This window comes from Isoptericola sp. NPDC056573, from assembly GCF_042793335.1.
Lineage (GTDB): Bacteria > Actinomycetota > Actinomycetes > Actinomycetales > Cellulomonadaceae > Isoptericola.
Window position 1 is genome coordinate 369,539 of record NZ_JBHTUY010000003.1, and the last position, 13,808, is coordinate 383,346.

The 13,808-nt window shown below is 73.1% G+C and carries 12 protein-coding genes; 9 read left to right on the forward strand and 3 right to left on the reverse strand.

The window, feature by feature from the left end:
* Positions 1–41 precede the first annotated feature (41 nt).
* Positions 42–728: an ATP-dependent Clp protease proteolytic subunit gene (locus tag ACFQ8E_RS06850; RefSeq protein ID WP_430549947.1), complete on the forward strand. Its 687-nt coding sequence runs from the start codon at positions 42–44 to the stop codon at positions 726–728.
* A gap of 157 nt (positions 729–885) precedes the next feature.
* Positions 886–2,160, forward strand: a complete 1,275-nt coding sequence (gene clpX, locus ACFQ8E_RS06855) for an ATP-dependent Clp protease ATP-binding subunit ClpX (protein WP_430549819.1) — start codon at positions 886–888, stop codon at positions 2,158–2,160.
* 3 nt (positions 2,161–2,163) lie between these two features.
* Here the strand turns inward: clpX and ACFQ8E_RS06860 are convergent, their stop codons facing one another.
* A complete protein-coding gene (locus ACFQ8E_RS06860; protein ID WP_430549820.1) occupies positions 2,164–3,957 on the reverse strand; it encodes an AMP-dependent synthetase/ligase in 1,794 nt (597 codons plus the stop codon).
* 153 nt (positions 3,958–4,110) lie between these two features.
* Here ACFQ8E_RS06860 and ACFQ8E_RS06865 point away from each other — a divergent pair, with 153 nt between their 5' ends.
* Both ACFQ8E_RS06865 and ACFQ8E_RS06870 read left to right on the forward strand, forming a co-directional pair.
* Positions 4,111–4,500: a chorismate mutase gene (locus ACFQ8E_RS06865; protein ID WP_430549821.1), complete on the forward strand. Its 390-nt coding sequence runs from the start codon at positions 4,111–4,113 to the stop codon at positions 4,498–4,500.
* Between the two features lie 119 nt (positions 4,501–4,619).
* The gene (locus tag ACFQ8E_RS06870; RefSeq protein ID WP_430549822.1) at positions 4,620–5,867 is read left to right on the forward strand and encodes a hypothetical protein; all 1,248 of its coding nucleotides are present in this window, start codon (positions 4,620–4,622) and stop codon (positions 5,865–5,867) included.
* Between the two features lie 149 nt (positions 5,868–6,016).
* Here the strand turns inward: ACFQ8E_RS06870 and valS are convergent, their stop codons facing one another.
* On the reverse strand, positions 6,017–8,803 hold the full coding sequence (gene valS / locus ACFQ8E_RS06875; protein ID WP_430549823.1) for a valine--tRNA ligase: 2,787 nt from the start codon (positions 8,801–8,803) through the stop codon (positions 6,017–6,019).
* Between the two features lie 103 nt (positions 8,804–8,906).
* On the opposite strand from valS, the gene ACFQ8E_RS06880 reads away from it, so the two are divergent.
* From ACFQ8E_RS06880 to ACFQ8E_RS06895, 4 genes are all read left to right on the forward strand, one after another.
* Entirely contained in the window at positions 8,907–9,872 is a 966-nt protein-coding gene (locus tag ACFQ8E_RS06880) for a GNAT family N-acetyltransferase (RefSeq protein WP_430549824.1), read from the forward strand.
* An 89-nt stretch (positions 9,873–9,961) separates the two neighbouring features.
* The gene (locus ACFQ8E_RS06885; protein ID WP_430549825.1) at positions 9,962–10,972 is read left to right on the forward strand and encodes a TIGR03557 family F420-dependent LLM class oxidoreductase; all 1,011 of its coding nucleotides are present in this window, start codon (positions 9,962–9,964) and stop codon (positions 10,970–10,972) included.
* Positions 10,969–11,781 carry a coenzyme F420-0:L-glutamate ligase gene (cofE, locus tag ACFQ8E_RS06890; RefSeq protein WP_430549826.1) on the forward strand — a complete coding sequence of 271 codons (813 nt, stop codon included), beginning with the start codon at positions 10,969–10,971 and terminating at the stop codon, positions 11,779–11,781. Before ACFQ8E_RS06885 ends, cofE begins: the two co-directional genes overlap by 4 nt.
* Before the next feature lie 109 nt (positions 11,782–11,890).
* Positions 11,891–12,295 (forward strand): hypothetical protein, encoded by a 405-nt coding sequence (locus ACFQ8E_RS06895; protein WP_430549827.1) that lies wholly within the window; start codon positions 11,891–11,893, stop codon positions 12,293–12,295.
* A gap of 27 nt (positions 12,296–12,322) precedes the next feature.
* On the opposite strand, the gene ACFQ8E_RS06900 is transcribed toward ACFQ8E_RS06895, so the two are convergent.
* Complete coding sequence (locus tag ACFQ8E_RS06900; RefSeq protein WP_430549828.1) at positions 12,323–12,688, reverse strand: VOC family protein; 366 nt, start codon at positions 12,686–12,688, stop codon at positions 12,323–12,325.
* A gap of 216 nt (positions 12,689–12,904) precedes the next feature.
* Between ACFQ8E_RS06900 and ACFQ8E_RS06905 the strand changes: the two genes are divergently transcribed.
* Positions 12,905–13,783: an SGNH/GDSL hydrolase family protein gene (locus ACFQ8E_RS06905; protein ID WP_430549829.1), complete on the forward strand. Its 879-nt coding sequence runs from the start codon at positions 12,905–12,907 to the stop codon at positions 13,781–13,783.
* Positions 13,784–13,808 lie beyond the last annotated feature (25 nt).

Genomic DNA, 13,808 nt, shown 5'->3' on the forward strand with positions numbered 1-13,808 from the left:
AGGAGAACACCGTGAGCTACTCAGACGAGTACCAGTTCGCTATGCGGGCCCAGAACCTGGCGGGCGCCGCGGCGCGCCCCGGCGGCGTCGCGCTCCCGCACGGCGCTCCGACGTCGCGCTACGTGCTGCCCCAGTTCGAGGAGCGCACCGCGTACGGCTTCAAGCGCCAGGACCCGTACACCAAGCTGTTCGAGGACCGCATCATCTTCATGGGCGTCCAGGTCGACGACGCGTCGGCGGACGACATCATGGCGCAGCTGCTGGTCCTGGAGAGCCAGGACCCCGACCGCGACATCATGATCTACATCAACTCGCCCGGGGGGTCGTTCACGGCCATGACGGCGCTGTACGACACGATGCAGTTCATCAAGCCGCAGATCCAGACGGTGTGCCTCGGCCAGGCGGCCTCCGCCGCGGCCGTGCTGCTCGCCGCCGGCCAGCCGGGCAAGCGCCTCGCGCTGCCGAACGCCCGTGTGCTGATCCACCAGCCCGCGATGGAGGGCGGCGGCTACGCCCAGGCGTCCGACATCGAGATCCACGCCAACGAGCTCATCCGCATGCGCGAGTGGCTGGAGTCGACGCTGGCGGCGCACACGGGCAAGTCCGAGGAGCAGGTGCGCGAGGACATCGAGCGCGACAAGATCCTCACGGCCGCGCAGGCCAAGGACTACGGCCTGGTGGACCAGGTGCTCGAGAGCCGCAAGCCCGCCGCTCTCGCGCCGCGCTGACCTGCACGTTCACGGGGCCCGCGACCTCCCGAGGGAGACATCGCGGGCCCCGCGACACGACGCACCGGGCTGCTCGGCTGACAACGACGCCCCCGTGGTGTGGAATGGACGCAGGACCAAGCACTCAGGACGTGCACTCACGAGATGGAGGCTCCCGGTGGCTCGGATCGGTGACGGCGCAGACCTGCTGAAGTGCTCGTTCTGCGGGAAGTCGCAGAAGCAGGTCAAGAAGCTGATCGCCGGCCCCGGCGTGTACATCTGCGACGAGTGCATCGACCTGTGCAACGAGATCATCGAGGAGGAGCTCGGCGAGGCGGCGGAGCTGGGGCTCACCGAGCTGCCGAAGCCGCGCGAGATCTTCGACTTCCTCGAGCAGTACGTGATCGGGCAGGAGCCGGCCAAGCGGGCCCTCGCGGTGGCGGTCTACAACCACTACAAGCGGGTCCAGGCGGGCGAGGCCCAGCGCGACGGCGACGACGCGGTCGAGATCGCGAAGTCCAACATCCTGCTCATCGGGCCCACCGGCACCGGCAAGACCTACCTGGCGCAGACGCTGGCGAAGATGCTCAACGTGCCGTTCGCCATCGCGGACGCCACGGCCCTCACGGAGGCCGGGTACGTGGGCGAGGACGTCGAGAACATCCTCCTCAAGCTCATCCAGGCCGCGGACTACGACGTCAAGAAGGCCGAGACGGGCATCATCTACATCGACGAGGTCGACAAGGTGGCCCGCAAGGCGGAGAACCCGTCGATCACGCGCGACGTCTCCGGCGAGGGCGTGCAGCAGGCGCTCCTGAAGATCATCGAGGGCACGACGGCGTCGGTGCCCCCGCAGGGCGGGCGCAAGCACCCGCACCAGGAGTTCATCCAGATCGACACCACGAACGTGCTGTTCATCGTGGCGGGCGCGTTCGCCGGCCTCGACGACATCGTGGCGTCCCGCGCGCGCAAGCGCGGCATCGGCTTCAGCGCCCCCATGGAGACCGCGGCCGACGACGACCTGTTCGCCGAGGTGCGACCCGAGGACCTGCAGAAGTACGGGCTCATCCCCGAGTTCATCGGGCGGCTGCCCGTCATCGCGTCCGTGTCCCCGCTGGACCGCGACGCGCTGGTGCGGATCCTCACCGAGCCGCGCAACGCGCTCGTCAAGCAGTTCCAGCGCATGTTCGAGATCGACGGCGTAGAGCTCGAGTTCGAGCAGGACGCCGTCCACGCGATCGCCGAGCAGGCGCTGCTGCGGGGCACCGGGGCGCGCGGGCTGCGCGCCATCATGGAGGAGGTCCTCCAGCAGGTGATGTTCGACGTGCCCAGCCGGGACGACGTCGAGCGGGTGGTCGTGAGCCGCGAGGTCGTGCTGGAGAACGTCAACCCGACGCTCGTGCCGCGCACCTCGCCCGTCCGCCGTCGTGCGCCCCGCGAGAAGAGCGCCTGAGCACTACCCGGCGTAGAGCGCGTCGACCTCGTCCGCGAAGTCGCGCAGCACGAGGTCGCGCTTCACCTTCAGCGAGGGCGTCAGGTACTCGTTCGCCTCGGTGAAGTCGCCCTCGAGCACCCGGAACTTGCGGATCGACTCCGCCCGGGAGACGGCCGTGTTCGCCTCCTCGACCGCCGCGTCGAGCGCCGCCAGCACCCGGGGGTCGGTCCGCGCGGCGCCCACCGACATCGGCGCCATGCCCTGCGTGGCCAGCCAGCCGGGCAGCATCTCGGCGTCCAGCGTGACGAGCGCGCCGATGAACGGACGCTTGTCGCCCACGACCACGACCTGCGACACGAGGGGGTGGGCGCGCACCCGGTCCTCCAGCGGCGCCGGGGCCACGTTCTTGCCGCCCGCGGTGACGATGATCTCCTTGGTACGCCCTGTGATGCGCAGGTGACCCTGGTCCAGGGCGCCCAGGTCCCCGGTGCGGAACCAGCCGTCCGTCATCGCGTCGGCGGTCAGGTCGGGGCGTCCGCGGTAGCCCCGGAACAGGTGCGGGCCCGCCACGAAGACCGCGCCGTCGTCGTCGATCCGCACCGAGGTGCCGGGGAACGGCGGGCCGACCGTGCCGATGCGCAGGTCGGAAGGCAGGTTCACCGCGGTCGGGGCCGTCGTCTCGGTGAGCCCGTAGCCCTCGAGCACGGTGAGTCCGGCCCCGCGGAAGAAGTGTCCGAGGCGGTCTCCGAGCGGCGCGCCGCCCGAGATCGCGTACCGCAGGTTCCCGCCCATCGCGGTGCGCAGCCGGGACAGCACCAGCCGGTCGGCCAGCGCGTGGCGGGCCCGCAGCGTCACCGGGACGCGTCCGGTGTCGAGCGCACGCGAGTACTGGCCCGACACGCGCGCGGCCCAGCCGAAGACCTGCCGCTGGGTGCGCGACGCGGCCCGCTGCTCGGCCGAGTTGTAGACCTTCTCGAACACGCGGGGGACGGCGAGCAGGAACGTGGGGCGGAACGTCCTGAGGTCGTCGGTGAGCGTCTTCACGTCGGGCAGGTGGCCGAGCACCGAGCCGCTGGCGATCACCGCGACCTGGATGAGGCGGGCGAAGACGTGCGCCAGGGGAAGGAAGAGCACCGTGCGCGCGCCGTCCGAGTCGAGAAGCTCGGGCAGGGCGAGGCGGGCGTTCATCGCGAGGTGCGCGAAGTTGCCGTGCGTGAGCTCGGCGCCCTTGGGGCGTCCCGTGGAGCCGGAGGTGTAGACGATCGTGGCGAGGTCGTCGCGGCGCACGGCGTCGCGGCGGGCCGCGACGTCCCGCGCGGGGACCGACGCACCGGCCTCGCGCAGCTCGTCGACGGCACCGGTCGCGATGACGAGCACCTCCTCGAGGTCGGGCAGCTCGTCGTCCACCTGGCGCACGGCGTCCGCGTGCGCGGGAGTCTCCACCACGACCAGGCGGGCTCCGGAGTCCTCGAGGATCCAGCGCACCTGGTCGGGGGAGGACGTCTCGTAGACGGGCACGACCACGGCGCCGGTCGCCCAGGCGGCGAAGTCGAGGAGCGTCCACTCGTAGCGGGTGCGCGACATGATCGCGACGCGGTCGCCGGGCTCGATGCCGTGCGCGACGAGCCCGCGTGCCACGGTCATGACGTCGGCCTGGAACTCGCCGGCGGACACCGGTACCCAGGAGCCGTCCGACGCGGTGCGCCGCTCGATGAGGGTGCGGTCGCCCGTCCGGGCGACCCGGTCGGCCAGCAGCGTGCTGATGCTCGTGCCCTCGGGCACGTCCACGAGGCTCGGCGTCGTCGCGACCGTCATCTGCTCTCTCTCCGGGTGGGCGGCGTGGGCGGGCGGTGTGCGTCCCTGGCGTCGTGCCGCGTGCTGGTGGCCGGCGGTTCCCGACCAGTCTCCGGTCGGCGTTCGGGCCGACGTGGGACCTTACACGCTCGGCGCGCCTCGTAGGATCGAGTCATGCCCGACACCCCTCACGACGTCCCCCAGGACCCCGCCCCGCGCCCCGCGTCGGACGGGATGCCCCAGGAGATCCTGGACCTGCGCGCCAGCATCGACAACATCGACGCCGCGCTCGTGCACCTGCTGGCCGAGCGCTTCAAGATGACGCGACGCGTCGGCGAGCTCAAGGCGGTGGGCGGGCTGCCGCCCGCCGACCCGTCTCGCGACCGTCAGCAGGTCGACCGCCTCAAGGACCTCGCGGCGGGCGCCGGCCTGGACCCGGAGTTCACGGAGCAGTTCCGCAACTTCATCGTCTCCGAGGTGATCCGGCACCACGAGCGCATCGCCGAGGAGCACGCCGCCGGGCGCCTCAAGGGCGAGCTGCCGCCCCTGGACACCTACGCTTGAAGAGGTGAGATCTGACCTCGCGCGCGAGGTCGGGACCGCCGGGCCGAGGGGTGGCGTCCGCCGCGTTTCCGTCGCACGCTGGAGGACACAGCCGACGACGACATCAGGGGGATCCACGGATGAAGATCGACTGGCTCAAGCCCCTCGTCGGCCGCCCCGGACCGTTCGCGACCGTCTACCTGGACGCGACGCCCTCGGCCGAGGCGGGCGACAGGGACGTCGCGAACCGGTGGCGGGCGGTGCGACGTTCCCTCGAGCGACAGTCCGCACCCACCCGGGTGCTGGACGACCTCGAGGCCGCGGTGCTGCGGCCCACGCGCGTGGCCGGCGCGCACGGCCGGGTGCTCATCGCCGGGGACGGCGGTGTCGCGGTGGACCGCGTGCTGCGCAACCCGCCCGCCGTGGCCACGGGGGTCTGGCTGCCCGTCCCGGCGCTGCTGCAGGCCGCCCTGGCGGCCGACGAGACCGTCGACGCGCTGTGCGTCGCCGTCGACCGCAGCGGCGCGGACTTCTGGCCCTGCGACGCGGTCGGCCGGCCCGGCGGAGCGCGCGAGACGTTCGAGGGCCCGAACGACGAGGTCAGCAAGACCTCCAGCACCGGCACCAAGCGCGCCATCATCGAGTCGCGCGCCGAGGACTCCTGGAAGCGCAACGCCGCGGCGGTGGCGGCGGAGATCGACCGCCGCGTGGCCGAGGGCCGCCCGGAGGTCGTGCTGCTCACCGGCGACGTCCGGGCGGTGAACCTCGTGCGTGCCGAGCTCGGGCAGGACGCCGCGCGGCGGACCGTCGAGGTCTCGGGCGGCGGGCGGGGCCCGGGCGTCCGCGCGGACACGTTCGAGGCCAACGTCGAGGACGCCCTCGACTCCTACCGGGAGCGCCGGCGCGAGGTGGTCCTCGCCGAGTACCGCCAGGACCAGGGCCGGGAGGAGGGTGCGGTCTCGTCGGTCGACGACGTGGTCGCGGTGCTCTCCCGCGGGCAGGTGAAGGCGCTCGTGCTGTCGGAGCAGCTCGCCCTCGACGCCGCGGCGGTGCTCACGGCCCCGGGCAACGGCGTCGGGGGACCGGACCTCACGGGGCTGCTCGGCGGCCGCACGCTGTGGATCGGGCCGGACCCGATGCACGTCGCGACCTCGCGCGCCGACCTGGAGGACCTCGGCGTCACCGACGGCCTGGAGGAGATGCCCGCGCCGTCCGCCCTGCTGCGCGCGGCGATCGCGCAGGACGCCGCCCTGACGTTCGCGCCCGAGGGGTCCGTGGACCTGGTGGACGGCGTCGGCGCGACCCTGCGGTGGCACGACGACGGGACGCCGAAGGAGGTCGCCGCCACGATGAGCGGCGACGGCGACCGGTTCACCACGCCGAGGTAGTCCGGAAGTTGCCGAGGTAGTTCGACAAGTGCCGAGGTAGTCCGTGCGGGCCGCAGAACTGCGGCCGTCCACGAACTACCTCGGCACTTGTCGAACTACCTCGGCAAGTCGGGGACTACCTCGGCGGGTTCGGAACTACCTCGCGCGGGTCAGGCCTTGGGCTTGCGGGCCGGGGGCTCGCCCAGCTCGGACGCCGTGACGACGATGCCGCCCTGCACGTCCGGGTTGCCCTGGCCCTCGGCCGCCTCGACGACGTCGAGGGTGCCGGTGGCGCGGCCGGCGCCGCGGACGTCGTCCAGCGCCGACCGGACGCCGTCGAGCATCGCGGCCGGCACGGCCATGGACGCCGTGAGGATCGGCGTGCGCATGGAGACCTTGGCCTCCGACTTGATCTTGCGGAGCGCCGCGAGGGCGTGCCCGGCGGCGGTGAGCTGCACCGGGTCGGCGTCGCCGGCCACCGCGCGCAGCGGCGCGGCCACCGGCCAGGCGGCGTGGTGCACCGAGCCGGTGCGCCACCACGACCAGACCTCCTCGGTCGCGAACGGCAGGAACGGCGCCAGGAGGCGCAGCAGCGCGTCCACCGCGAGGGCGAGGGCCGTGCGTGCCGACACGGTCTCGGCCGTCACCTCGGTGGCCGCGGCGCCGGCGCCGTACGCGCGGTCCTTGACCAGCTCGAGGTAGTCGTCGCAGAAGGTCCAGAAGAACGTCTCCGTGACCTCCAGCGCGCGGGTGTGGTCGTACGCCTCGAACGCGGCGGTGGCCTGCTCGACGACGTCCGCCAGGCCGGCGAGCATCGCGCGGTCCAGGGGGACCGTGACGCGGGCCGGGTCCAGCACGATCTCGCCGGCGCCGGTCTCCGGGTCCACGCCGAACGTCAGGGCGAACTTCGAGGCGTTGAGCACCTTGATCGCGAGGCGGCGGCCGATCTTCATCTGGCCGACCTCGAACGCGGCGTCCGTGCCCAGGCGGGCGGCGGCGGCCCAGTACCGCACCGCGTCCGCGCCGTGCTCCTCGAGCAGGCCCATCGGCGTGACGACGTTGCCCTTGGACTTGGACATCTTCTTGCGGTCCGGGTCGAGGATCCAGCCGCTGATGGCGGCGTGCTTCCAGGGCAGGACGCCGCACTCGAGGTGCGAGCGGACCACCGAGGAGAACAGCCAGGTGCGGATGATGTCCTGGCCCTGCGGGCGCAGGTCCATCGGGTAGACGCGCTCGAAGAGGTCCGCGTCACGCTCCCAGCCGGACACGATCAGCGGGGACAGGGACGACGTCGCCCAGGTGTCCATCACGTCGGCGTCGCCGACGAAGCCGCCCGGCGCGCCGCGCTGCGACTCCTCGTAGCCGGCCGGGGCCTGCGACGTCGGGTCGACGGGCAGCTCCGCCTCGGTCGGCACGATCGGGTGGTCGTGGTCGACGTCGCCCGCCTCGGTCACCGGGTACCACAGCGGCACGGCCACGCCGAAGAAGCGCTGGCGCGAGATGAGCCAGTCGCCGTTGAGGCCGTTCACCCAGTTCTCGTAGCGCACGCGCATGAAGTCCGGGTGGAAGTCGAGCTCCTTGCCGCGCGCGAGCAGCTCCGCCTTGAGGTCACGGGCCGCCCAGTCGCGCCCGCCGTTGCGGATGTACCACTGGCGGGAGGTGACGATCTCGAGGGGCTTGTCGCCCTTCTCGTAGAAGTTCGTCATGCGCTGGGTGGCCGACGGCTCGCCGTCGAGGTCGCCCGACTCGCGGAGGGCGTCGACGACGGCCTTGCGGGCGCTGAACGTCGTCTTGCCGGCGAGCTCCTCGGCGTACAGGGCCTCGCCCGGGCCGCCCGCGACCCACTCGGGCGTCTCGCGGGAGAGGCGGCCATCGCGCTGGATGACCGAGCGCGTGGCGAGCTGCAGCTCGCGCCACCACTGCACGTCGGTGAGGTCGCCGAAGGTGCAGCACATGGCGATGCCGGCGCCCTTGTCCATCGCGGCGGCCGGGTGCGCGAGCACCGGCACCTCGACGCCGAACAGGGGGGAGGTGACGGTGGTGCCGAACAGGCCCTGGTACCGCTCGTCGTCCGGGTGGGCGATGAGCGCCACCACGGCGGGGATGAGCTCCGGGCGCGTGGTCTCGATGTACAGCGGGCTGCCGTCGGGCCGGTGGAACGCGACGCGGTGGTAGAAGCCCGGGTACTCGCGCGCCTCGAGCTCGGCCTGCGCGACGGCGGTCTGGAACGTCACGTCCCACAGGCCCGGCGCCTCCGCCTGGTACGCCTCGCCGCGGGCGAGGTTGCGCAGGAAGGCGCGCTGCGACGCGGCGCGGGAGGTGGCGTCGATGGTCTGGTAGTTCTGCGCCCAGTCGACGGACAGGCCGAGGCGGCGCCACAGCTCCTCGAACTGGCGCTCGTCGTCGGCGGTGAGCCGCTCGCACAGCTCGATGAAGTTGCGGCGGCTGACCGGCACCTGGTCGCCCGGCTTGACGTTCTTGCCGTCGGTGCCCTGGTGCGGCGGCTCGAAGCCCTCGACGTAGGGCAGGGACGGGTCGCAGCGCACGCCGTAGTAGTTCTGCACGCGGCGCTCGGTGGGCAGGCCGTTGTCGTCCCAACCCATCGGGTAGAAGACCTTCTTGCCGCGCATCCGCTGGAAGCGGGCGACGGTGTCCGTGTGCGTGTAGCTGAACACGTGGCCCACGTGCAGCGAGCCCGAGACCGTGGGCGGCGGGGTGTCGATCGAGTACACCTGCTCGCGGGTGGCCGTGCGGTCGAACGCGTAGGTGCCCTCGGCCGACCAGCGCTCGTCGAAGCGCTGCTCCAGGCCCTCCAGGCTGACCTTGTCCGGTACCTCCCGGACCTCCGCGCGGACGACGTCGCCGGCTACCTGAGCAACAGGGTTGCCGGCGTTCGGGGTCGCTGCGGGGGTCTGCGCGGGCGCGGTCGGCGCCTCGGGGGTCGGGAAGTCGCTCATGGTCGGTCATTCTCCCAGATGCACGGGGCCCGCCGGGCAGGGGCGTCTCGATCGGCGGACGGCGCCGGAGCGTGGCCCATAACCTCTGACTAGAGTCAGAGGTATGCAGAGTTCGACGGGTGGGACGACGGGTGGGACGGGGGCGGAGACGGCCGCGCAGGTCGAGCGGCAGGTCGACGTCGTACGGCGGTTCAACCGCGGCTACACGCAGCGCGTGGGCGCGCTCGAGGACTCGTTCCTCGGGACCGGGATGCCGCTGGGCACCGCTCGCCTCCTGTTCGAGATCGGCACGGAGCCGGGCACCACGCGGGACCTGCGTGCCAGGCTCGGCCTGGACTCGGGGTACCTCAGCCGCCTGCTGCGCCGGCTGGAGTCCGACGGGCTCGTCGCCGTCGTGCCCGACGACGACGACCGGCGACGCCGCCGCGTCGACCTCACGCCCGCGGGCCGGCGCGCGTGGGACGACCTGGAGCGGCGGTCCGTGGACCGGGCGCGCGACCTGGTCGCGCCGCTCACCGCCCGCCAGCGGGCTCGGCTCGCCGCGGCCCTCGCGGAGGCCGACCTCCTCGTGCGGGCCGCGACCGTGACGCTCGAGCGCGCGGACCCGGCGTCGGACCTCGCCAGGCGCGCGGTCGCGGCGTACGTGGCGGAGCTCGACGAGCGTTTCCCCGGCGGGTTCGACCCCGGTCCCCGGCCCGCGGCGGGCGAACCCGACCCCGAGGACGCGCGTCTCGCGCCGCCGTCGGGTGCGTTCGTCGTCGCGACGAGCGACGGCGAGCCCGTCGCCTGCGGGGGCGTGCGCACCCTGTCGAGCGAGGTGTCCGGCGGCGTGGGGGAGATCAAGCGGATGTGGGTGCACCCGGGATGGCGGGGCGCGGGGCTCGGCTCCCGGCTGCTGCGCCACCTCGAGGGCGTGAGCCGCGACCTCGGCCACCGCGAGGTACGCCTCGACACGAACGGGACGCTGACGGAGGCCGTCGCGATGTACGAGCGGGCCGGCTACCGGCGCATCGCCCGCTACAACGACAACCCGTACGCCGAGCACTTCTTCGCCAAGCGGCTGGGCTGACCGACCCTGCTGACCGACGCCGCTGACCGACCCTGCTGACCGACCCGGTACCACGTACCTGGTCGTCGGCCGGGGATAGGGTCGGAGGCATGGCTGCGAACCCCGACCTGACCATCGGCTATGCCGCGATGCTCGAGCAGTTCCACCCCACCGACGTGGTCGAGTTCTCGGCCTACGCGGAGGAGCACGGCTTCTCCGGCGTCATGGCGGCCGACCACTTCCAGCCGTGGGTGCCGCAGCAGGGCGAGGCGGCCTTCGTGTGGAACGTGCTGACGGCGCTCGGCGAGCGCACCCGCGGCGACCTCGGACCCGGCGTCACGGCACCGACGTTCCGCTGGCACCCGGCGATGGTCGCGCAGGCGTCCGCCACGCTCGCCGCGATGTACCCCGGCCGGCACTGGCTCGGCCTGGGGTCCGGCGAGGCGCTCAACGAGCACGTCGTGGCCGGGTACTGGCCGGAGGCCCCCGAGCGGATCAACCGCATGTTCGAGGCCATCGACATCATCAAGAAGCTCTTCGCGTCCGGCATCGACGGCAAGGACGTCAAGCACTCCGGGCAGTACTACAAGATGGAGTCCACGCGGCTGTGGACCATGCCCGAGGTGCCGCCCGAGATCCTCGTCGCCACGGCCGGCCCGATCACCGCCAAGCGCGCCGGCAAGCACGCCGACGGCCTCATCACCGTCGGGGCGCCGCTGGAGAAGATCGAGATGCTGTTCGGCAAGTTCGACGACGGCGTCCGCGAGTCGGGTCGCGACCCGCAGGGGATGCCCAAGGTGCTCCAGGTGCACATGTCGTGGGCGGAGACCGACGAGGAGGCGCTCGCGAACGCGATGACCGAGTGGCCCAACGGCGGCATGAAGTTCCCCAAGGCCGACATCCGCTCCCCGCACGACTTCGCGCAGATGGCGAAGCTGGTCCGCCCCGAGGACTTCGAGGGGCGCATGGTCATCAGCGCCGACCCGGACGAGCACCGCGCCGCCATCCAGAAGTACGTCGACCTCGGCTTCGACCGGATCTACCTGCACAACGTGGGGCGCAACCAGAAGGAGTGGATCGAGGTCTTCGGCCGCGAGGTGCTCCCGAAGCTGGTGCGGTGAGCGCTCGGCTCACCGCCTGGGCTCCCGGCGGGTTCCCGGAGGTCCGGCCCGGGGACGACCTCGCGGGCCTGGTCGGCGACGCCCTGGCCGCCGACGGCGCGGCGTCCGGGGACCCGCTCGCCGAGGGCGACGTCGTCGTCGTCACGTCCAAGGTCGTCTCGAAGGCCGAGGGGCGCGTGGTGCGCGCCGCCGACCGCGAGCAGGCGATCACCGACGAGACCGTGCGCGTGGTCGCGACCCGCGCGCGGCTCGACGGCCAGCCGCCGCTGCGCATCGTCGAGAACCGGCTGGGGCTGGTGATGGCCGCCGCCGGGGTGGACGCGTCGAACACGCCCGAGGGCACCGTGCTGCTGCTGCCCGAGGACCCGGACGCCTCGGCGCGCGCGTTGCGAGCCGCCCTGCGCGCGCGGTTCGGCCTGGACCGCCTCGGCGTCGTCGTCACCGACACCGCCGGGCGGACCTGGCGGGACGGCCTCACCGACATCGCGATCGGCGCGGCCGGCGTGGACGTCGTCGACGACCTGCGCGGGGGGGTCGACGCGCACGGCCGCCCGCTGTCGGCCACGGTGACCGCCGTCGCGGACGAGGTCGCAGCCGCCTCGGAGCTGGTGCGCGGCAAGGCGGACGGCCGACCCGTCGCGGTGGTGCGCGGCCTCGCGCGGCACGTCCGCGCGGGGGAGGGGCCGGAGGCCGACGGCCCCGGTGCCCGCACGCTGGTGCGCCCCAGCGCCGACGACCTGTTCCGTGAGGGCAGCGCGGAGGCCTACGCCCGCGGGCTCGCCGACGGTCGCGCCGACCTCGCGAGGTAGCACCGATCTCCGCGAGGTAGCACCGGAACCCGCGAGGTAGCACCGGAACCCGCGAGGTAGTACGGGAATCCGCTCGCGGAGCCCGCGCGCCGTCGCCTACGGTGCCGACATGCCTGCGCCGGAGAACCCCCTGCCCGCGGACTGGATCGAGCACCGCCGCCCCGACGACCGCGAGGCGCTGGGCTGGCTGCGCCCCGAGGGCGACGGCTGGGTCGCCGTGTCGCTGCTCGGTCGGGACGTGAGCGGGCCGCTCGACTGGACGGATGCCGAGGAGGCGCTCGAGTCGACCGGGTTGTCGTGGATGGCCGACGTCTGGACGCTCGAGCGCGACGACGACGAGCCGCTGCGCGTGAAGCTCGTCGAGGTCACGCCCGACCGCGTCGTCGTGCAGACCGACGACCTCGGGGCGATCGACGTCGCCGTCGAGCGGTTCGCGCTGCCGTGGCCGGCCCCGTCGGCGCTGCGCCCGCGGCGGGAGGGCGACCCCGACGGAGGCGCCCTGTTCGCCCGCTGAGGCGCCGAGAAGCCGGCCCCGGTCGGCTCAGCCGGCGTCCGTCGTGCCCTCGTAGAGGCCGATCCGGTTGCCGTCCGGGTCCTCCAGCACGGCCCACCAACTGGTGGGGCTGATCTCGGACTTCTCCATGAGCACCGTGCCGCCCAGCTCGCGCACCCGGGCGAGGGTCTCGTCGATGGAGTCGACCTCGACGTAGCTGCGGGGCTGGTCGAACCCGTCGCCGCGCGGCGCCAGCCCGCCCCCGCTGATCTGGTTGGGTGCCCGCCACATCGGGTAGTCCTCGAACCCGGGCGGTGCCTCGATCTGCCAGCCGAACAGGCCGGAGTAGAAGCCTCTGGCGCGTTCCTTGTCCGTCACCGGGATGTCGATGTGCGTGATGTCGCCGTGAGCCATCGTCGTGCCCCTCGGTCGCGTGGTCGTGGGTGGTCGGGTGCGGTCCCGCTCGGGGAGCGGGGCGCTCTCACCACGCTAGCCGCGGCCCGGCGACCGGCAGGGCGGGTGCCGGGGGCAAGGATCGTCGGCGCGTCGTCTGGTAGACGCCGTCGCACGTCGTGATACTCGGTCTCGGCGTTCACCGTCGAGCGCCTGCGGACACACAAGGGAGTTGTCATGCACCTCGCACGTCGCACTCGCCGTACCGCCCTCGCCGCGGCCTCCGCCGCCGCGCTCGCCGCCGCCGGCGTCGTCGCCGTCGCGGCACCCGCCGGAGCGGCGCCTGATCCGGTGCGATACGTCGCCCTCGGCGACTCGTACTCGGCCGGGTCGGGCATCCTTCCGCCCGATCCCGACGCCCCGCTCGCCTGCCTGCGCACGACGCTGAACTACCCGCACTTCGTCGCGGACCGTCTCGGCGCGGACCTGGTGGACGTCACCTGCGGGGCGGCCCAGACCAAGGACCTCGGCAAGGCCCAGTATCCGGGCGTCGGGCCGCAGCTCGACGCCGTGACCGAGGACGCCGACCTGGTCACGCTCACCATCGGCGGCAACGACAACAGCACGTTCATCGGCGCGCTGCTGGCCTGCGGCTCGGCCGGCGCTGTCACGGCCGGGCGCGGCAACCCGTGCGAGCGCACCTACGGCGACCGCTTCACCGACCAGGTCGAGGAGTCCACGTACCCGGCCGTCCGGCGGGCGCTCGAGGACATCAGGGCCCGGGCGCCGCACGCCGACGTCGCGATCCTCGGCTACCCGTGGATCGTGCCCGCGGAGAAGGGGTGCTTCTCCAAGCTCCCCGTCGCGGCGGGCGACGTGCCCTACCTGCGCGACCTGCAGGCCACGCTCAACGGCGTCATCGAGCGGGCCGCCGACGAGGCGGGGGCGACGTTCGTCGACCTCGCGGAGCGCAGCGAGGGCCGCGACGCCTGCGCCCCGGCCGGCGAGCGCTGGGTGGAACCGTTGCTGTTCGGCACGAACGTGGTGCCCGTGCACCCGAACGCGCGCGGCGAGAGCGCGATGGCGGACGCCGCCCTGGACGCGCTGGGCTACTGAGCGGACCCGTGCCCGAGGACAGCCG

What these genes read in the sequence shown, in the direction of transcription:
- ACFQ8E_RS06865 (WP_430549821.1), top strand. Translation starts at nt 4,111, where the DNA reads ATGCCCGACACCCCTCACGACGTCCCCCAGGACCCCGCCCCGCGCCCC.
- ACFQ8E_RS06885 (WP_430549825.1), top strand. Translation starts at nt 9,962, where the DNA reads ATGGCTGCGAACCCCGACCTGACCATCGGCTATGCCGCGATGCTCGAG.
- ACFQ8E_RS06905 (WP_430549829.1), top strand. Translation starts at nt 12,905, where the DNA reads ATGCACCTCGCACGTCGCACTCGCCGTACCGCCCTCGCCGCGGCCTCC.
- ACFQ8E_RS06900 (WP_430549828.1), bottom strand. Translation starts at nt 12,688, where the DNA reads ATGGCTCACGGCGACATCACGCACATCGACATCCCGGTGACGGACAAG.
- ACFQ8E_RS06860 (WP_430549820.1), bottom strand. Translation starts at nt 3,957, where the DNA reads ATGACGGTCGCGACGACGCCGAGCCTCGTGGACGTGCCCGAGGGCACG.
- valS (WP_430549823.1), bottom strand. Translation starts at nt 8,803, where the DNA reads ATGAGCGACTTCCCGACCCCCGAGGCGCCGACCGCGCCCGCGCAGACC.
- ACFQ8E_RS06895 (WP_430549827.1), top strand. Translation starts at nt 11,891, where the DNA reads ATGCCTGCGCCGGAGAACCCCCTGCCCGCGGACTGGATCGAGCACCGC.
- ACFQ8E_RS06870 (WP_430549822.1), top strand. Translation starts at nt 4,620, where the DNA reads ATGAAGATCGACTGGCTCAAGCCCCTCGTCGGCCGCCCCGGACCGTTC.
- ACFQ8E_RS06850 (WP_430549947.1), top strand. Translation starts at nt 42, where the DNA reads ATGCGGGCCCAGAACCTGGCGGGCGCCGCGGCGCGCCCCGGCGGCGTC.
- ACFQ8E_RS06880 (WP_430549824.1), top strand. Translation starts at nt 8,907, where the DNA reads ATGCAGAGTTCGACGGGTGGGACGACGGGTGGGACGGGGGCGGAGACG.